Annotated in this window: 18 protein-coding genes; 12 read left to right on the forward strand and 6 right to left on the reverse strand. The window is 64.6% G+C overall.

Annotated features, from left to right (window positions below; genetic code table 11):
* Window positions 1–22 precede the first annotated feature (22 nt).
* Together AB3X94_RS28815 and AB3X94_RS28820 are read left to right on the forward strand one after the other, a co-directional pair.
* The gene (locus AB3X94_RS28815; protein ID WP_176123133.1) at window positions 23–649 is read left to right on the forward strand and encodes a glutathione S-transferase family protein; all 627 of its coding nucleotides are present in this window, start codon (window positions 23–25) and stop codon (window positions 647–649) included.
* A gap of 116 nt (window positions 650–765) precedes the next feature.
* Window positions 766–1347, forward strand: coding sequence for a Fur family transcriptional regulator (locus AB3X94_RS28820; RefSeq protein WP_176105727.1), 582 nt, complete (start codon window positions 766–768; stop codon window positions 1345–1347).
* Window positions 1348–1504: 157 nt separating this feature from the next.
* Here the strand turns inward: AB3X94_RS28820 and AB3X94_RS28825 are convergent, their stop codons facing one another.
* A complete protein-coding gene (locus AB3X94_RS28825) occupies window positions 1505–2017 on the reverse strand; it encodes a response regulator (protein WP_176105726.1) in 513 nt (170 codons plus the stop codon).
* A 548-nt stretch (window positions 2018–2565) separates the two neighbouring features.
* On the opposite strand from AB3X94_RS28825, the gene AB3X94_RS28830 reads away from it, so the two are divergent.
* On the forward strand, window positions 2566–3297 hold the full coding sequence (locus AB3X94_RS28830; protein ID WP_368613369.1) for a ribonuclease activity regulator RraA: 732 nt from the start codon (window positions 2566–2568) through the stop codon (window positions 3295–3297).
* 48 nt (window positions 3298–3345) lie between these two features.
* On the opposite strand, the gene AB3X94_RS28835 is transcribed toward AB3X94_RS28830, so the two are convergent.
* A complete protein-coding gene (locus AB3X94_RS28835; protein WP_368613370.1) occupies window positions 3346–4158 on the reverse strand; it encodes a TetR/AcrR family transcriptional regulator in 813 nt (270 codons plus the stop codon).
* A gap of 75 nt (window positions 4159–4233) precedes the next feature.
* Between AB3X94_RS28835 and AB3X94_RS28840 the strand changes: the two genes are divergently transcribed.
* From AB3X94_RS28840 to AB3X94_RS28850, 3 genes are all read left to right on the forward strand, one after another.
* Window positions 4234–5775 carry an MDR family MFS transporter gene (locus AB3X94_RS28840; protein ID WP_176105724.1) on the forward strand — a complete coding sequence of 514 codons (1542 nt, stop codon included), beginning with the start codon at window positions 4234–4236 and terminating at the stop codon, window positions 5773–5775.
* 420 nt (window positions 5776–6195) lie between these two features.
* A complete protein-coding gene (locus AB3X94_RS28845) occupies window positions 6196–7386 on the forward strand; it encodes a hypothetical protein (RefSeq protein ID WP_368613371.1) in 1191 nt (396 codons plus the stop codon).
* 256 nt (window positions 7387–7642) lie between these two features.
* Window positions 7643–8716: a TAXI family TRAP transporter solute-binding subunit gene (locus AB3X94_RS28850; protein ID WP_176105722.1), complete on the forward strand. Its 1074-nt coding sequence runs from the start codon at window positions 7643–7645 to the stop codon at window positions 8714–8716.
* A 42-nt stretch (window positions 8717–8758) separates the two neighbouring features.
* On the opposite strand, the gene AB3X94_RS28855 is transcribed toward AB3X94_RS28850, so the two are convergent.
* Complete coding sequence (locus tag AB3X94_RS28855; protein WP_368613372.1) at window positions 8759–10198, reverse strand: PLP-dependent aminotransferase family protein; 1440 nt, start codon at window positions 10196–10198, stop codon at window positions 8759–8761.
* A gap of 110 nt (window positions 10199–10308) precedes the next feature.
* On the opposite strand from AB3X94_RS28855, the gene AB3X94_RS28860 reads away from it, so the two are divergent.
* The 3 genes from AB3X94_RS28860 to AB3X94_RS28870 all read left to right on the forward strand — a co-directional run bounded on the left by AB3X94_RS28860 (window position 10309) and on the right by AB3X94_RS28870 (window position 12881).
* Complete coding sequence (locus tag AB3X94_RS28860; protein WP_176105720.1) at window positions 10309–11196, forward strand: DMT family transporter; 888 nt, start codon at window positions 10309–10311, stop codon at window positions 11194–11196.
* A gap of 118 nt (window positions 11197–11314) precedes the next feature.
* The gene (gene sapR / locus AB3X94_RS28865) at window positions 11315–12223 is read left to right on the forward strand and encodes a sap1 transcriptional regulator SapR (protein WP_368613373.1); all 909 of its coding nucleotides are present in this window, start codon (window positions 11315–11317) and stop codon (window positions 12221–12223) included.
* A 76-nt stretch (window positions 12224–12299) separates the two neighbouring features.
* Window positions 12300–12881: a GNAT family N-acetyltransferase gene (locus AB3X94_RS28870; RefSeq protein ID WP_176105718.1), complete on the forward strand. Its 582-nt coding sequence runs from the start codon at window positions 12300–12302 to the stop codon at window positions 12879–12881.
* Window positions 12882–12931: 50 nt separating this feature from the next.
* Here AB3X94_RS28870 and AB3X94_RS28875 read toward each other — a convergent pair whose 3' ends face one another.
* Window positions 12932–13486, reverse strand: coding sequence for a putative glycolipid-binding domain-containing protein (locus AB3X94_RS28875; protein ID WP_176105717.1), 555 nt, complete (start codon window positions 13484–13486; stop codon window positions 12932–12934).
* Window positions 13487–13673: 187 nt separating this feature from the next.
* On the opposite strand from AB3X94_RS28875, the gene AB3X94_RS28880 reads away from it, so the two are divergent.
* The 3 genes from AB3X94_RS28880 to AB3X94_RS28890 all read left to right on the forward strand — a co-directional run bounded on the left by AB3X94_RS28880 (window position 13674) and on the right by AB3X94_RS28890 (window position 15734).
* Entirely contained in the window at window positions 13674–14546 is an 873-nt protein-coding gene (locus AB3X94_RS28880) for an urea transporter (protein ID WP_368613407.1), read from the forward strand.
* Between the two features lie 167 nt (window positions 14547–14713).
* A complete protein-coding gene (locus tag AB3X94_RS28885; protein ID WP_368613374.1) occupies window positions 14714–15490 on the forward strand; it encodes a class II aldolase/adducin family protein in 777 nt (258 codons plus the stop codon).
* Complete coding sequence (locus tag AB3X94_RS28890) at window positions 15408–15734, forward strand: 4-oxalocrotonate tautomerase (RefSeq protein ID WP_176105715.1); 327 nt, start codon at window positions 15408–15410, stop codon at window positions 15732–15734. Before AB3X94_RS28885 ends, AB3X94_RS28890 begins: the two co-directional genes overlap by 83 nt.
* 165 nt (window positions 15735–15899) lie before the next feature.
* Here AB3X94_RS28890 and AB3X94_RS28895 read toward each other — a convergent pair whose 3' ends face one another.
* Window positions 15900–17138 (reverse strand): porin, encoded by a 1239-nt coding sequence (locus AB3X94_RS28895; protein WP_176105714.1) that lies wholly within the window; start codon window positions 17136–17138, stop codon window positions 15900–15902.
* Window positions 17139–17216: 78 nt separating this feature from the next.
* A complete protein-coding gene (locus AB3X94_RS28900; protein WP_176105713.1) occupies window positions 17217–18569 on the reverse strand; it encodes a TRAP transporter large permease in 1353 nt (450 codons plus the stop codon).
* Window positions 18570–18580 lie beyond the last annotated feature (11 nt).

The following is an 18580-nucleotide window of genomic DNA, read 5'->3' on the forward strand; positions in this document are numbered from 1 at the left end:
GTAAGAGAAAAGGATTTACCGGATGATTACGATCTGGGGACGTACCAATTCAGTCAACGTCCAGAAAGTATTGTGGTGCTGCGACGAACTCGTACTGCCATTCGACCGCATCGACGCGGGCCTGCAATTCGGCCGCAACAACGAACCCGACTATCTCGCGATGAACCCGACCGGCAAGATCCCGACGCTGGTCGACGACGACTTCGTGCTGTGGGAATCCAACTCGATCCTGCGCTATCTGGCGATGCAATACGGCGAATCGAGCCTGCTGTATCCGGCCGAGCCGAAACTGCGCGCGAGCATCGACCGCTGGCTGGACTGGTCGCTGTCGACGCTGCAGCCGGTGGAACGTCCCGTGTTCTGGTCGCTCGTGCGCACGCCGGAGGCCGAGCGCGACGCCGCCAAACTCGCCGCCGACGTGAAGGCGGTCACCGTGCTGTGGCGCCTGCTCGACACGCATCTGCAGGGCCGCTTCTTTCTCGAAGGCGAAAAGTTCACGCTCGCCGATATCGTGATCGGCGCGTACGCGAAGCGCTGGTTCGGCCTCGACGGTTTGCAGCGGCCGCCGCTGCCGAGTCTGGAGCGCTGGTATTCGCGTCTGACGACGCGCACCGGCTTCAAGAAGTACGTGGATTTTCCGTTGACCTGAACGGCCGGTTCACTGGCGACTTCGTAAGCGCCGCCCGCGCGCTTGTGCCGCGCCTGTGCCGCGCCGATCCCCCGACCGGCGCGGCGACCCACCGCGCATGCCTCTATAATCGACGCATGAAAACCCCCAACCCCGCCGCAACCGGCCATCCGGTCACTCCCGCACCTGCCGCCTCCGCCGCCGATGCGCACGAGCATCATGCGCATCACGACGTGCATCAGCCGTCGCAGGAAGCGGCTCTCGCACTGGCCGAGCAATATTGCCGCGAACGCGGCGAAAAACTCACGCCGATCCGGCGCAAGGTGCTCGAACTGCTGCTGAACTCGGGACGCGCGACCAAGGCCTATTCACTGCTCGACGAAATGCGCCAGATTCACCCGGGCTCGGCGCCGCCCACCGTCTATCGCGCGTTGGATTTTTTGCTGTCGGCGGGACTCGTGCATCGGATCGAGTCGATCAATGCGTTCACCGTCTGCCATGATCTGACGCAATGCCAGCACGGCATTCTCGTCGTGTGCCAGCAATGCGGCAGCGTCACCGAATTGCATCAACCGAAGCTGCGCCAGGCCCTGATCGCGCAGATCGAAGACGCGGGCTATCGGCTCGCGAGCGACGAAATCGAGTTGAAGGGCCTCTGTGCGGCCTGTCAGGCGGCCGCAATGGCTGGCGAAGCCGCGCCGGTGGCCGCGGCGAAATAGCGGCGCGCTACGCGTCAGGTGCGCAACGCGGTGGGATGCGCTGCGAAGCGCCGATGGCCGCGCGCTGTTCCGCGAAACGACGTCTTCCCGCCGCGCGCCGGCCTGCTACTACTCGCTCTCCACGAAAGCCCGCTGCGAGCCCGCTACGAAGCGGCGATCACCCCGCCGCGCGGGCGTCGATCGCGTCGCGCAGCAACGTCACGAGCGCTTCGGGTAACGCGGGTTTGGTCATGAAATGCTGGAAGCCTTCGCCGATGCTGCGCAGGCGATATGCGTCGTCGGTGTGGCCGGTCAGCGCCACCGCCACCGCGGGCGAATGGCCGCCGCAAATCTCGTGATCGCGCAGCCGCTGGATCAGATAGAAGCCATCCATGGTCGGCAAGTCGAGGTCGCAGACGACCGCGTCGGGAAGCAACTCCATCGCCGCCACGACACCCTCTTCCGCATCGGCGACCGCGCATACCTTCGCGCCTTCCGCCTCGAGTAGCAAGGTCAACGATTCCCGGCTGTCGGGGTCGTCCTCTACCAGCACGATCGTGGCCTGATCGAGCCTCATTGCTGCATTCATCGTATGTTGTTGCTCTGGAAAACCGGTTAGGCCATCGGAAGTGGCCAATGTTTCACTCTGCTGATTGCCGCCGATTTGCGCGGCCGAGGTGTTGCTGTCCATGGTTCCGACTCGATTTCGCACGCCGAGTTGCAGACAGGTCCGCGATTGTAAAACATTGCTGAGCACCTTCCCGAGTACAACGCGTGCGCACGGTAACGCGCCAAAATTGCACGTCGATGAAAAAACGGCGCTCGACGCATGCCGCGATTTAGCTGCTGAGTGTCCGCAGTTTTTCCGCGGCTCGCCGATTGCCGGCACCCGATGTTCCGGCGCGGTTCGCACGAACCCCGTTCGTACGGCCTTCTCCGCCCGGTCTCGATTCCGTCCTTCGTATTGTTTGCGCGACGCGGCGCTGTCGTTCGTGTTGCGCCGCTCGCATCCGACGACTCTGCAAGCATGTCGCGTGCCTTGCTGCAGGGGTTCGCGTCACGTGAAGAGGGGCCGGGTCGCGCGTGTCGATGACACAAAGATGAATTGGCGCTTACCCGCTAACCGTTGGCGCCGCGGCGCTATCATCGTGGGCGCGCATGCGCGGCATGCTTCGGTTCGCGGCCGTCCGCACGCGTCTATCGATGTCCACTCATCCCAACCCGAGGCCACCCGACACCATGTCCGCCACATCGTCCGCGCTTTGCACCGCGACGCTCGAGATCCTTCGTCACGTCAGCACCGCCACGCTGACCACGCAGCTATTCAAGCGCGGTCTGCGCAATACCTTCATGCAGGGCGTCGCACCACTCGGTCCGCGCCGCGCCGCGAATCTGGTTGGGCCGGCGTTCACGCTGCGCAATATCCCGTCGCGCGAAGACATCGACGTGCTGGAGCTATTCGCGGACCCTGACTACGCGCAACGCAAATGCGTCGAGACCATTCCGCCGGGCCATGTGCTCGTGCAGGATTGCCGCGGCGAGCGCGGCAGCGCGTCGTTCGGTTCGATTCTGTCGCTGCGTTTGCAGGTGCGCGGCGTGGCCGGCATGGTGTCCGACGGCCCGGTGCGCGACAGCGCGACGATCGCCGCGCTCGACATGCCGGTGTTTTGCGCCGGCGCGAGCGCGCCGCCCAATCTGATCCGCCATCACGCGGTCGACATCAACGTGCCGATCGGCTGTGGCGGCGTCGCGGTGTTTCCGGGCGACGTGATCGTCGGCGATGGGGATGGGGTCGTCGTGATTCCGCTGAAGATGGCCGACGACGTCGCGCAAGCCGCGGCCGAGCAGGAACGGCTCGAAGCGTTTCTGACCGAAAGGATTCGTGCCGGCGCCGCGCTTCCCGGCACCTATCCGCCGAACGACGAGACGAAAGCGGCGTTCGACGAGTGGAAGAAAAACCGCAAAGTCTAGGGCCTTTTCAAACGACACGGCGACCGGTGCACCACACCGGCCGCCGGTTCAAGCGCCCTTGGCGGGCCCGATGCCCTGCACCAGCAACGCCACCGCATGCCGTGCGATCTCCGCGCCGCCGATATTGCGGCGCAACGGATCATTACGCCACAGCTTCGAGGTGGCCAGCGGCAGAATCGTCATGCCGAGCAGCGTGACGAACACGAGCGCGGGTTCGAGCGATGCATTCAGGCGCCCCTCCTTCTGCCAACGCGCGATCGCGAGCAGCGACTCCTTCTGATGCGCGAAGCCGAAACGCTCATGCATGCGCTGGCGCAGCAGACCGCCGTCGCTGATCACTTCGCGAATCCACAGCGACGCGAACCACGGGTTATCGCTCGCGATCTGCACGAGCCGCTCGGTGAACTGCGTGATCGCCGCGACCGGAGCGTCGGGATTTTCCCGGAACGGCAGACCGAGGCTTGCGCGCAACGGCGCGAAACACTCGTCGATCAGCACATCGAGCAGTTGGTCGCGTGTCTTGAAGTAGTAGTGCACCATCGCGGGTGTGAAGCCGGCCTCGCGGGCGATCTCACCGAGCGATGTCTCGACGATGCCCTGCCTTGCGAACAACGTCAGCGCAGCGTCGAGCAAGCGCGCACGTTGCTCTGGGCCGCGCGCGGCGCCCGTCGGCCGGCCGGGGCGGCGGGCGGGCGACCCGGTTGGCGCGCCGCTTGTGAGATTCGCGGTTTGCGTATCCGCTTGCGTCGCCTCGAGTTTGGGCTTCGACGCGCCACGCTTTTTCGCGGCAATTCGCGCGGGTGGCCCCGCATCTGTCACGACGTGGTCCGCCGCGGCGTCATCAGACGAGATCCTTGTCATTGCATTGAATTTGACGTGAGAGGCGATGTCGCCTATATTAATCGTTCAGTTAATTAATTTCAACGCGTTGCCGCCATGGAACAACCCGCTACGACCCTGTCCGTCGACTCCGCGCCCGAGGAACCGCGCCTGGCCTCGGCCGCAGACGCAGCCGATCATCCGCCGATCCGGCTGCTGTTTCCGGCGCTGCTGCTGGTCATGCTGCTCGCCGCGCTCGACCAGACGATCGTGTCGACCGCGCTGCCCACCATCGTCGGCGATCTGGGCGGGCTCAATAACCTGTCGTGGGTCGTGACCGCCTACCTGCTCAGCTCGACGATCGTCGTGCCGCTGTACGGCAAGTTCGGCGACCTGTTTGGCCGCAAGATCGTGCTACAGACGGCGATCGTCATCTTTCTCGTCGGCTCGGCGCTGTGTGGCATCGCGCAAAACATGAGTCAGCTGATCGTGCTGCGCGCGCTGCAAGGTCTCGGCGGCGGCGGCCTGCTCGTCGTGACGATGGCGGCGATCGCGGACGTGATTCCGCCCGCTGAGCGCGGCCGGTATCAGGGCGTGTTCGGCGGCATCTTCGGTCTCGCCACCGTCATCGGTCCGTTGCTCGGTGGCTTTCTGGTCGAGCATCTGACCTGGCGTTGGATCTTCTACATCAACCTGCCGCTCGGCATCCTGTCGCTGATCGTGATCGGCGCGGTGTTCAAGCCGCACGTGCGCCACGTCAAGCACACGATCGACTACATGGGCGCCGCTTTTCTCGCCGGCGCGCTGACCTGCATCATCCTGTTCACGAGCCAGGGCGGCACGATCCTGCCGTGGACCTCGCCGCAACTGTGGTTCACGCTCGGCATGGGCCTCGTAGCGATCTGGGGCTTCATTCACGAAGAGCGCAGCGCGGTCGAACCGATCATGCCGCTCGGACTGTTCAAGCAGCGCACGTTTCTGATCAGCAGCCTCGTGAGCTTCATCATCGGCGTATCGCTGTTCGGCTCCGTTACGTTCATTCCGCTCTATCTGCAGGTCGTGAAGGGCTCCACGCCGTCGCAAGCCGGCATGCAGATGCTGCCGATGATGGGCGGCCTGTTCATTCTGTCGATGGTGACGGGCCGTCTGATCAGCAAGATCGGCAAGTATCGGCTGTTCCCGATCATTGGCACGTTCCTCGTCTCCGTGGCGATGCTGCTGCTCGCGCGCCTGCAGATCGATACGCCGATTCATGTGATGTATCTGTACATGGGCCTGCTCGGCTGTGGCCTCGGCATGGTGATGCAGGTGCTGGTCCTCGCGGTCCAGAACACCGTCGAGTTCAAGCATATGGGGGTGGCGACGTCGGGCGTTACGCTGTTTCGCTCGATCGGCGGCTCGATCGGCGTGGCCGGTTTCGGTGCGGTGTTTTCGAACGGACTGGCCTCACGCCTCGAAAAGCTGATCCCGCCCGATACCGAACTTCCGCAGGCCTTGGGTCCCGCCGCGATTCGTCAGCTACCCGAAGCATTGCGCAACGACTATCTGCATGCGTTCGCTGGCGCGTTGCATACCGTGTATCTGTCGGCCGCATGCGTCGTGGTGCTCGCCTTCGCGCTGGCGTGGCTGCTGAAGGATCATCCGTTGCGAAAGCACTGAGCGTTCTTCTGCGCCTGATCCGGATGCTGATGCAAACACTTACCGGCAAGCATCCAATAGCCGGGCGATCACGAGGCCGCACGCGCAGCGCGTCGGCCTCGTTGTTTTTTTGTCGCGTTCACTAGATGGGGCGCGCCCGTGCATTTGTCGTGAAACAACAGACACATACATTCGTTTTTGAGCGTATCGGCAAAGTTTCTTCATACCTCCGAATGAGCGGTAGCGCACACAATCCAGGGGCCTACCGCGTTGACGTCCCCCGTGAAACATCACATATTGGAAACCGTGGAAACGCAGGCGCGGCCTACGTCTCCGCGACCTCCGGCGCATGTGGATCGTGATTCCGCGGACAAGGCTCCTGCCTCAACACGATCCGGAGCATGCCTTTACGGCATCGTTTTCCAAAGGTGGGTCCACGGCATGTCCACCCAGACAGCAACCGGCCAAAGTTTCCCCACGCCCTGCAAACGCTGCGGCGGCGCACTGTACCGACAAGTCGACGCCTGCCCCTACTGTGGCGCTGCGCATCCGTTCGAGCAAGACGATCCGCACATCCGCACCGGTATTCCAGGCAGCCGCGCGAGCGCCACGCACAAGCCGCTGCCCCGCTTCGACGACGAGCTCGGCACACGGGATGAACCCGTCATCGCCTCGGCCGCGATGGCGTCCGAATCTCTGTTGCAGAGCGAGCCGATCATGCACACGGCGCTCGTGTCGACCGACACCGCTATCCCACCTTACGAAGATCCGATGTACGCGCCGCGCAACACTGCGCAGACGATCTGGCGCGTGCTATACGTGATCGGCGCGGTCATCGCGATCGGCCTGGCGTATATCGCTTATACGTTATTCAGCGACGGTGGCGAATCGGAAGATAAAGGCGTCGAGCAGATTACTCAGGATGTCCGCACCACGACGACCGGCATGATCGCGCCGCTTGCGTCCGCACCGGTGATGGCTCAGGCACAGACCGCACACGCGCCGGCCGCGGCCAGGCCTGCGCCTCCGCCCGTGAGCGAACTGGCGGCGAAGCCCGCGCCCGTCGTGCCCACGGTTCCCGTCATTCCAGCGACACCGGCTGCGCCGCCTGTCATGCCGCCGCTGGCCACGACGCCCGTGCGGCCCGCGATGCAATTCCACGACGCCGCACAGGCGTTGCAGGTCGCGAGGACCGCGTTCCGCGCCAACGACCTGTCCGCCGGGCAGGCCGCTCTCGCGGCCGCGCAAACGTTACAACCGGGAAACAGCGATGCGCAGGTTCTGGCCGATCAGATGCGGCCGCTCGTCCAGCGTCGCGATACCGCGCTGCAGGCCGCGCAGGTCTGCGTCGCGCAGCAGTCGTGGCCGTGCGCGCGTCAGCACGCGAACGAGGCGCTCGCGATCGACAGCAGCAACGACGCGGCGAAAGTGATCCTCGAGCGCGTGATTCGCGAGACCGGCTGGGCGCCGCTGACTCCGCCGCATGCGGCAGCGGACGCCGCGCCGGGCGCGCCGCTCGCGCAGGCGCAACTGCAGGTACCGCTGCCCGCCGGCATGCTGGAGCACGGCGCGCTTGCCGCGACCGCAACGAACGCCGGCGTCGTGAGAACCGCGACGCCGCGGAGCAACTAGCGCTCAAGCGCGACGCAACCCTCCGCTCAGGGTCGCGGAGACGCCAACGACTGCGCCGTCGCGCCCAAACATTGCTTCGCATAGCAGATCGAATGGTCGCCGTCTGTGCCGATTCCCACATAATCATTCGCCCTCTGAGCGGCAACAGACGGAGCGGCCCTGACAGCAGTTTGAACATGACATGGCAACCGGATCACTGGTGCTTCCACGCGCCACGCGTGAAGCGGGATCAACCTGACCGATAGGTAGAATGACCATGCTGAAGAGACTTCTCGCGGGCTGGCTGGGGCTGGTGGTACTGGTCGTATGTTCGCTGGCCGGCGCGGAACCGGCCCACTACAAGATCGTCACCGGGCCGGAGCGCGGCACCTATATCCAGATCGGCAACGACCTGTCGAAATGGGTGGCCCAGCCGGTCGGCATCGACCTCGAAGTGGTGGCGTCGAAAGGCTCGGCCGAAAACGTGCAGCGCATGCGTTTCGAGCCCGGCGTGAAGCTCGCGCTCGTGCAGTCCGACGTATACCAGGCGTTCATCGACATGGCCAACACGGGCAACCCCGATGCGGGCACGACGATCCGGCCGTTGCGACTGATCATGCCGCTCTACGACGAGGAAATTAACGTCGTCGTGCGGGCGGATTCGCCGCTGAAAACGCTCGCCGACATCAAGGACAAGACCATCAGCGTCGGCCTGCTGGGCAGCGGCACCGCGCAGTCGGCAACGACGCTCTACCGCCTGATGTTCGGCCAGCCGATTCCCGAGCAGAACGTCGTGCATCTGAGCAACGAGGACGCGCTGGCCGCGCTGATCGTGAAGAAAATCGACGTCGCGATCATCGTGGTCGGGCAACCCGCGAATCTATTCACCAGCATGAAGCCCGACCTGCTGTCACAACTGCGTCTGCTGCCCGCCGATCCCAACGCGCCGGAGACGAACCGCGCAAAGCAGACCTACTTTCCGACGACGATCCGTCAGAGCAGCTACCCAGGCTGGCTGAAGGAAGACGTGCCGGGCCTCACGGTCAAAGCGTTTCTGGTCACCTACGACTATGGCTTGCGCGACACTGTCAGCAATCTGAATCATTTCGCCGACTCGTTGTGCGCGAACTTCGACAATCTGCAGGAGCACGGCCATCCGAAATGGAAACAGGTGAAGCTCGAATTGCCGACGCTCGTACGCGGGTGGAAGTATTACGGTCCGGTCGAGAAGCACCTGCGCGCGTGTCTCGCGAACCGCACCGCGGCGATGAGCGCGGCGGCCGCGCAACCCGCGCCGAAACCGCATACGCCCTGCTCGGAACAGGAGCGGATGCTTCTGCTGTGCAAATAACGCCGTAGCAAGGACCGCGCGCCTGATTCGATTCAGTTCGTTTCAGACGCGCTGGGGCCCCGCGTCGGCCGACACCGCGCACGCATCCATCGCCCGTTGCAACGCCTCGTACACCTTCGGGCGATTGCATTGCGACACGTTGAAACGCAGAAAGCCCGCCGCCGCCTGCGACGCGCTGAACACGTTGCCCGGCGCGAGCACGACGCCCGCCGTCAACGCATGACGGGCGATGTCGGCGGCATCGAGCGCCTCGGGCAAGCGCGCCCACACGAACAGGCCCGCGCGCGGCCGTGTCCAGATATCGAGGCCCGCATAGCCGAGTCGCCTGATGGTCTCTCCCATCGCATCGGCCAGCTTCGCGCGCATCGCCTCGAGATGACGACGATAGGTACCGTCGACCAGCATCCGATGCACGACGCTCGCCGCGAGTTGGCCGTTGCCGAACGACGTCGCGAGCTTCAGATCGATCAGCGGTTCGACCCATTCGGCCCGCGCGGCGATATAGCCGCAGCGCACCGCCGCCGACAGCGTCTTCGAAAAGCTGCCGATCGACACGACGCGAGAGAGCCCGTCGAACGCGGCGAGTCGCGGCGCAGGTTCGTCTTCGAAGTCCGCGAAGATGTCGTCCTCGACGATCAGCAGATCGTGCTCGCCGGCGAGCTTCAGCAGCCTGTGCGCGACGGCTGGCGCGAGCGTCGCGCCGGTCGGGTTGTGGATCGCCGAGTTCGTCACGTAGAGCCGCGGACGCTGCTCGACCAGAACGCGCTCGAACGCCGCGAGATCCGGTCCCTGCGGCGTGTACGGCACGCTCGCAATCCGCACGCGATGCGCGCGCAGCAGCGCCTGAAAATTGAAGTAGCACGGATCGTCGATCAACACCGTGTCGCCCGGTTCGAGCAGGAAGCGGCACACGAGATCGAGCGCATGGGTGCCGCCGTCGGTCAGCAGGATCTGCTCGGGCGGCGCATCGACGCCGTGCGCGGAGAGCCGCCACGCAAGCTGCTGACGCAGCGCCGGCAAGCCGGCCGGGCTCGCGTAGTCGGCGAGCAGTGACTGCGGATCACGGGCGACCGCACGCAGCGCGCGCCGCACGCCATCTTCCGGCAGCCACGAAGCCGGCATCCAGCCGCAGCCTGGCTTCAGCGCTTTCGAGCCGGTCTCCAGCGACTGCCGCGTGAGCCACAGCGGATCGACCTCGCGATCGAGCCGGGGGCCGAGATCGGCGAGCGCAAGCGGCGGCGCATGGCCCGACACGAAGAACCCTGAGCCGCGCCGCGCGACGATCACACCTTCCGCGACGAGCCGGTCGTAGGCTTCCACCACGGTCGATTTCGACACGCCGAGCGTGTCGGTCATCGCGCGAATCGACGGCACGCGCGCGCCCGGCATCAGCGAGCGGCTCGCGATGCGCTCGCGCAGATTGTCCATCACGAGGCCGACGCGCGTGCCCGGCACCGTCTCGTTGTTGTCGGTTCCCGCCATCTGTACTGCTCCATGTTCGGTACAGTTTGTGCGAACTGTACTGATCTGTAGCTTAACGTTTACTGCCGCGGCGCGCATCATGTGACTCTTTGAGCGCAGGGATGTACGCAATGGACAAGACCACCAACGGCTGGCTCAGCGGTTTCGCAGGCGTGCTGATTTTCAGCGGCTCGCTGCCGGCCACGCGGCTTGCCGTGCAGGGACTCGATCCGGTGTTTCTGACCGTGGCGCGCGCGACGATCGCGGGCGTTCTCGGTCTTCTATTGTTGCTGGTGTTCCGCGAGACGCGGCCGCAGCGCCGCGATCTGCTGCCGCTCGTGGTGGTCGCGCTCGGCGTCGTGGTCGGCTTTCCGTTGCTGACCGCGCTGGCGCTGCGGCATGTGAGCGCTGCGCATGCGGTCGTGTTCATCGGTTTGCTGCCGCTCGCCACCGCGATCTTCGGCGTGCTGCGCGGCGGCGAGCGGCCGCAGCCGGCGTTCTGGCTGTTCTCGGCGCTCGGCAGCGCGGCGGTGGCCGCGTTCGCGTTGCGGCACGGCATCAGCGCGTCGCCGCTCGGCGACGCGCTGATGCTCGCGGCGATCATCGTGTGCGGGCTGGGCTACGCGGAAGGCGCGCGGCTGTCGCGTCACCTCGGCGGCTGGCAGGTGATTTCGTGGGCGCTCGTGTTGTCGCTGCCATTGATGCTGCCGCTCGCCTGGTGGACGCGCCCCGTGTCGTTCGATGGTGTCGGCGCCGCCGCGCTGTGGGGACTCGCGTATGTGTCGCTGTTCAGCATGCTGATCGGCTTCGTGTTCTGGTACCGCGGACTCGCGCTCGGCGGTATCGCGGCGGTTGGTCAACTGCAGTTGCTGCAGCCGTTTTTCGGGCTTCTGCTCGCCGGCGTGCTGCTGCACGAACAGGTCCCGCCGTCGATGATCATCGTCACCGTGATCGTGGTCGCCTGCGTGGCGGGCGCTCGGCATTTTTCGCGCGCGGCGCCGGCGCGGCGGGCGGCCTGACGCGGCTCGACCAGCGCACGGCGAACAGTCTTTTTCACGATCGAATTGCGCGAGTCGTGGGTCGATATGTCATCATTTCGCAGATTGGCACAACCAGCGCCTTGCGCCGCGACTGACGATGACGACCGCTTTTGCCCAAACCGTCGAAGCCCGTTTTGCCGAACTCACGCCGACATCGAAACGCGTCGCCAGCTACATGCTCGCGAACCTCGACCGGCTCGGCCTCGAGACCGCCGACCAGATCGCGCAGCAAGCCGGCACCAGCGGCATTTCGGTCGGCCGCTTTCTGCGCAGCGTCGGCTATCGCAATCTCGACGATCTGAAACGCGAGCTGCGCGGCACGCAGCAGCGGCCCTGGCTGATTACGGACCGGCTCGACGCGTTCCGCCGTGGACCGAGCGACAGCCCCCAACCCCGTGAGCCGCATGAACCGGGCGTTGCTGACGGCGCTTCGCCGCGCGACGCGGCGCTCGCCCAATCGCTCGAACTCGAGATCGGCGCGATCCAGCACGTATACGAACTCGCGCGCTCGCCGACCTTCGCGCGCGTCGCCGAGCGCATCGCGAACGCCGATGCGGTCTATATCCTCGGCATCCAGTCGACGCGCGGTATCAGCAACGCGTTTTACAGCTACCTCGAATACATCCGCCCGCGCGTGTTTTATTCGGATGGCATGTCGGGTTCCTACGTCGATTCGTTGAACTCGGAGTTCAGCACGCCGTATCTGATCGTCACCGACACGCGCGCCTATTCGACGATCGCGCGACGCTATTGCCAGGCGGCCTCGCAACGCGGTCTGCCGTTCGCGCTGGTCACCGATATCTACTGTCCGTGGGCGCGCGATTTCGACGGCGACCTGCTGCAGGTGAAGACCGACGTCGGTCAGTTCTGGGATTCGCTCGCGCCGCTGACGTGCCTGTTCAACCTGCTGATCTCGGCGGTCGTCGAACGGCGCGGACCGGCTATCGACGAACGCGTGGCGCGCAATCGCGAGTTGCAGAGCGAGTTCGACCAATTCGATCTTTGACCCGCTTCAAATCCGCGCCGGCCACAGGCATAGTGAAGGCTTCCACCAAACTGAGCCTGCCACGACCGGACCACGCATGAGTTCACCCCGCCCTCCGCTCGACGCCCCGCTGATCCGCGACGCCACCGAAGCCGACCTCCCCGCGATTCAGGCGATCTATGCGCATCACGTGCTGACCGGTGTCGCGTCGTTCGAAGAAACCCCGCCGTCCGTCGACGACCTGCGCACGCGGCTCGCAAGCGTGCGCAGCCACGGACTGCCGTATATGGTCGCGGAGATCGACGGCGAGGTCGCCGGCTATTGCTATGCGACGCCGTATCGCCCGCGCGCCGCCTATCGCAACACGATCGAAGACTCGATCTACGTGAACGACGCATATCGCGGACGCGGCATCGGACGCTTGCTGCTGCAGGCGCTGATCGATCGTTGCGAGACCGGACCGTGGCGTCAGATGATCGCGGTGATCGCCGATGGCGGCAGCGGCGGCTCGCTCTCATTGCATACGCAGCTCGGCTTCGAGCTGACCGGCACGTTGAAGGCGGTCGGCTACAAGCACGGCCGCTGGCTCGACACGACACTGATGCAACGCACGCTCGGCCGCGGCGCATCGACCGGGCCCGACGACGTTTCAAACGCGGCAGGCGGCACGCACGGGTAGTCCGCCGCGCGCACGGCGCGGCGTAGCAACCGCGACGCCGAAAGCTAAACCTAACGCGCGCGCGGCAAACGCGCGAACAAGGTCGGATAGTCGATCACGAGGCCATCGCTATCCACGCGCATATTGGCGGTGAACTCGCGAAAAATGCCTTCGTAGCGGTACTCGCCATTCAACTCGATGCACGTGTATGCCTGCTCGGCGCGCGTAACCTGCAAGTCCGGCGTCGAGATGTACGCGACTTCGATCGGTTGACGTTCGCCCTCGGCCAGTTGCAGCCGGCGGATCGGCAACGTATTGGTGTACGGCGTCGCGGCGATATCGATATCGATGCAGCCCTCGATCGCACTCAGCGCGAGGCCGTGCCCGTCGTGCCAATGGCCTTCGCCATCGCCATGCAATTCCAGCTCGCCGCCGCCGACGATCTTCAGGTGCGCATAGCGCGTGCGCCAACGCGCGTCGCAGCGCACCGTGTAATGCAGCCCGTACGCCTTGCCATAGCGCTGCCCGATCACGACGCTTTCCACGGCGAAGCCGTCGTCGCGCGCATCGAATACCAGATGTTCGATGCCGTCGCCCTCTTCCGAGGCCCATCGTAATTCACGCATCGGCGTCTCCTCACGAAACGGCGCAGTGGGCGCGCCGGCCTTTCATCGTAGCGCGAAAGTGCGCGCGCGAGTCAATCCCGACCCAGGCGCTTACGGCCGGCAAATAGCCAGTATCCACGCGCTAGATGCCTGAGTGTTGGCCGCTCGACTATGCTCGCGGTTTGTCGTGACTCCGAACCCGCCGCCGATGCACGCCGCCGCGACCGATGCCCCCTCTTCCTCGCTCAGCGCCCCGCTGCGCACGCTGCTGCGCAGCCTCGGCCAGATCGTGCTGCAATCGAACGCCTCGACCGGCGTGTGCATGCTCGGCGCGTGGCTTCTCAGCGAGCCGCGTCTCGTGTGCGCCGCGCTGCTCGGCGCGATCGCGGCCAACGTCAGCGCGATGCTCGCCGGTTCGGCTGACGCCGACCTGCGTGCTGGCCTGCCCGGCTTCAACGGCGCGCTCGCGGGCCTCGCCGCGTTCAGCTTCATCGGCGATCCGGCGCGCGCGTCGGCCGTCGCGATTCTTGCGGCGACGGCCACCGCATGGCTGCTGCGACCGTGGTCGCGCTGGTTGCGTGTGCGTGGGCTCGGTTATCTGTCGAGTCCGTGCCTGATCGTCACGTGGCTATGGTTGCCGCTGATCGCGAGCCGTTCCTTGTCGGCGGGTCCCGACGCCGCTCATCCGCTCGACGCGATGCGGTTCGTCAGCGGCGTGCTCGCGGGCGTTGCGCAGACCGGCTTCGCGTCGGGCGCGCCAGCGGGTGTGCTGGTGCTGCTCGGGATTGCCGCCGCCTCGCCCAAACACGCGCTCTATGCGCTGGGCGGCGCGACATTGGCGAGCGCGGCACACCTGTTGCTCGGCGCGAGCGTTGCTTCATTCGACGCCGGCCTGTGGGGGTTCAACGGGGCGCTGACCGCGCTCGCGCTAGCCGACTCGGGCTACGCGGCGACACTCGGCGGCATCGCGATGTCGGTGCTGTTGCAAGCGGCCGCGCTGCATTGCGGTTGGCTTACGATGACCGCGCCGTTCGTGCTCGCAACGTGGAGCATGCAGTCGCTCGGGCGCCGCAGCGCGTAACGGATGGGTCGTGCGCTGTCGCCACCCGCACGGCATTGTGCGGTAGCATCCCAAGCCGGTTCCCGCGTCGCGCGGCCTCGCATTCAGCAACCTTCTTGCGTCGGCGATCAATCGCATGGCGCCGGAGTCAGTGCTGAAACACTCACTCCAGCCGACAGGAGACAGATATGTCGTTCGCCCACTCACCCGCCGGCCGCATCGCCGAGACCGGTCCGCTGTCGGAAGCGGAACAGCAAACCCGCATCGATCTGGCCGCCGCTTATCGTCTCGCCGCGCTCAACGGTTGGGACGATCTGATCTACACACACATTTCCGCAAGCGTGCCCGGCGAACCGGGCCACTTCCTGATCAATCCGTTCGGCCTCGCGTTCGATGAGGTATGCGCGTCGAATCTCGTGAAAATCGACATCGCGGGCCATATCGTCGGCGCCAGCGAACATCCGGTGAACGCCACCGGCTTCGCGCTGCACGCGGCCGTGCATGCCGCGCGCGACGACGCGTTCTGCGTGATGCATCTGCATAACACCGCGGGCGTGGCCGTGTCCGCGCAGCCGGAAGGATTGCTGCCGGCGTCGCAGCACGCGCTGCGCTTTTACGGCCAGCTTGCATATCACGACTACGAAGGCCTCGCGTTCACGCCGGCCGAAGGCGAGCGCCTCGTCGCGCATCTCGCCGATCATCCCGCGATGCTGTTGCGCAATCACGGCACGCTGACGCTCGGACGCACGGTTGCCGAAGCTTATGTGCTGATGGCGACGCTGTTGAAAGCCTGTGAAATCCAGATTCAGGCGCAAAGCTGCGGCGCGCCGCTGGTGGTGCCGAGCGACGCGGTCGCCGCACGCACGGCGGAGCAGCTCTACGATGGCGGCGCGATCGAAGGCGCGCTCGAATGGCCCGCGCTGCTGCGCAAGCTCGATCGACTCGATCGCGGCTATCGCGCCTGAACGCCCGAGCCGGTCCGCTTCATTCCAGTCCCAACTCTCAACCCCACGGAGCAACGTCATGCCCACGTTTCATATCGAACTCTTCGAAGGCCGTACGCTGGAACAGAAACGCCAGTTCGTCGAAGCGATCACGAAAGCCACCTGCGAATCGCTCGGCGTCGAGCCGAACTCGGTCGACATCATCCTGACCGACGTGAAGCGCGAAAACTGGGCGACGGGTGGGCGTTTGTGGTCGGAGGCCTGATCGACCCGGAAAAGCGCTGGCGAGACCAGCGCTTCGATGCATAAAAACGAGGCATCGAAAAAAAAGCTGCGCACGTGAGGTGCGCAGCTTTCGAGGCTTACAACGCGAAAAAAATCGCGTCGATGTGGCGGCAAAACAACGTGCCGCCACGTATTCAGTAACTGTTTAGAACTTGTGGATGATACCAACGCCGACAGCGACCTGGCTGCGCGACGATGCCGGCGCGCTGTTCTGACCGTCACCAATGCTTGCTTGTGCGTTGATGATCGTCTTGCCGTCGCCTGCCAGCGTCTTGCCGTTAGCACGCTGATAGGCTTCCAGCGCGTACAGACCGGTGCGCTTGGACAGGGTGTAGTACTGCGACAGGTTGAACTGGTTGTAGCTAGCCGTGTCCGAAATGCCGTTCGACGACGTTGCACGGGTGTAGCTATAGCCAGCGGCCAGGTCCAGCACCGAGATCGGCTTCCAGTGCAGCACTGCGCCACCCGTGTTCCAGATTTGGGTGCCGTGGAACAACGAGCCCGAACCCGCAGCGTATTGAACGTTCGAGTATGCGAACGAAACGTCCAACGCCGAGGTGAACGCGTAGCCGCCCGTCACTGCGACGCGCTGCTGCTTCGCTGCAGTCTGGAAGCCGTTGTTGATTGCCGAGACCGCCGGCTGTGCGCCGTTGTTCGACATCGCCGAATTCCAGTTCGTGCTGGCTGCGGCCGTGGCGGTGGCGGGGGTGAAGATGCCCGCATTGTCGATACGCTGGATACCTGCTGCGATGCCGACCGGGCCGTTCAGGTACTGTGCTGCCACGCTCCAAACCTGGCCAGCGGCGAAGCTGCCTGCGTTGCCGCCCAGCGAGTACGAACCGCTGACCGTCAGGCCGCCAAAGCTCGGCGACGTATAGACCAGCGAGTTGTTCGAGCGGTACAGCGTATCCAGCGAGTCGATATCACCCGGGTGCGCGCCGTAAAAACCGGTCAGCCACGTGGTCGGGCTATACGGCGACAGCAGCGTGTAGTACGAGGTGTACTGGCGGCCGGCCGTCAGCGTACCGAACTGGCCGTTCGTCATACCCACCCATGCCTGGCGGTTGAATGCCAGACCCGACACGCCTTGCGCGCCGGTTGCGCTGTTAAAGCCTTGTTCCAACTGGAAAATTGCCTTCGTGCCGCCGCCCAGATCTTCCGAGCCCTTCAGGCCGAAACGGCTACCAGCCCAGACGCCGTTGATCATTTGGACTTTCGAAGCACCACCGGGCGAGGGCTTCGACGATCCCAGTGCGCTCAACGACGTCGAGCTGTTCTGCCAGCCCAACCCAGCATCGACAATACCGTAGAGCGTCACGCTGCTTTGAGCATGTGCACCAAGCGCGACCAACGCCACTGCCGAAGCCACGAGAGTCTTTTTCATTTCTACTCCTCTGTTAAAAACTTTTTGAAGCAGCGCTATGCAAGCGCCGCAGAGTGTGGGTAAGACGTTTTATTTGAATCAGAACACCGGATGACCGTTGATGACGCTCGGCAACCACGTCGAGAACCACGGTACGTAAGTGACAATATTGATGGCCGAGAAGATAGCGAGGTAATACGGCCACGCCACCTTAGTAGTTTCCCCTATCGACACATTGCCAATTGCGCAACCAATGAACTGCACCGAGCCAATCGGCGGATGCACGAGACCCAATGCGCAGTTCAGCAGGATCATGATGCCGAACTGAACCGGGCCCACGCCGTTGTGCATCGCCATCGGCAGGAACAGCGGGGTCGTGATCAGGATGTGCGCCGCCATGTCGACGAACGTACCGAGGAACACCTGAATCACGTTGATGTACAACAACATCAGCCACGGCAGCGAGGTCGCGCCGTCGAGCATGCGTTCGATCGCGTCCGGGATCTCCAGATAGGCCATCTGGAAGCGCAGCATGTTCGACACGCCGATCAGCAGCAGCACCACGCCGGTCGTTTTCGCGGCCTTGCCGAGCGCATGGCCGAGCTTCTTCAGCGTCAGCGTGCGATACACGACGATGGTCAATATCAGCGAATAACCCACGGCGATCGCGGCCGCCTCTGTCGCAGTGGCGATACCGCGCGCCACGCAGAACAGAATGATCGCGATGACCATCAGACCCGGCACCGCGCCGATGAACGTACGCAGCACCGCCATCCAGCCCGGGAAACGCTGCAATTGGGTCGAACCGTCGGGACGGCGCGGATAGCCGAACTTGACGGCCTGCCAGTAAGCGGCGATCAGCACGAGGCCCATCACCCAAAGCACCGGCAACAGACCCGAGAACAGCAGATCGCCGATCGACACGCCGCTCATCTGCTTGCCGTTCAGCACGCCGCTCACGCCTTGCGCCGCGAACGCGTAGATGATCATGTTGGTCGACGTCGGCATCAGTGCGCCGGCGAGCGACGAGTGCGTGGTCACGTTGACCGCGTAGGCGGCGCTATAGCCTTCGCGCTTCATCAGCGGGATCACCACGCCGCCCATTGCCGACGTATCCGCGGTCGGCGAACCCGACACGCCGCCGAACAGCGTACAGGCGACCACGTTGGCCATGCCGAGGCCGCCGCGGAAATGGCCGACCGTGGCCTGCGCGAAGCGCAGGATGCGGTCGGCGATGCCGCCGTGGAGCATCAGCTCGCCGGAGAAGATGAAGAACGGCACCGCGAGGAACGAGAAACCGTTCATGCCGGAGATCATCGACTGCATCGCGGTTGCGGTCGGCAGACCTTCGAACAGATACGTCAGGACGCAGGACAGGCCCAGCGCGAATGAAACCGGAACCCCTAGAAAGAGGAAAACCAGAAAACTGACGGTAAGGAGGGCAAGTTCCATGATGGCTCTAC

The organism is Paraburkholderia sp. BR10923 (genome assembly GCF_040948765.1).
GTDB lineage: Bacteria > Pseudomonadota > Gammaproteobacteria > Burkholderiales > Burkholderiaceae > Paraburkholderia > Paraburkholderia youngii.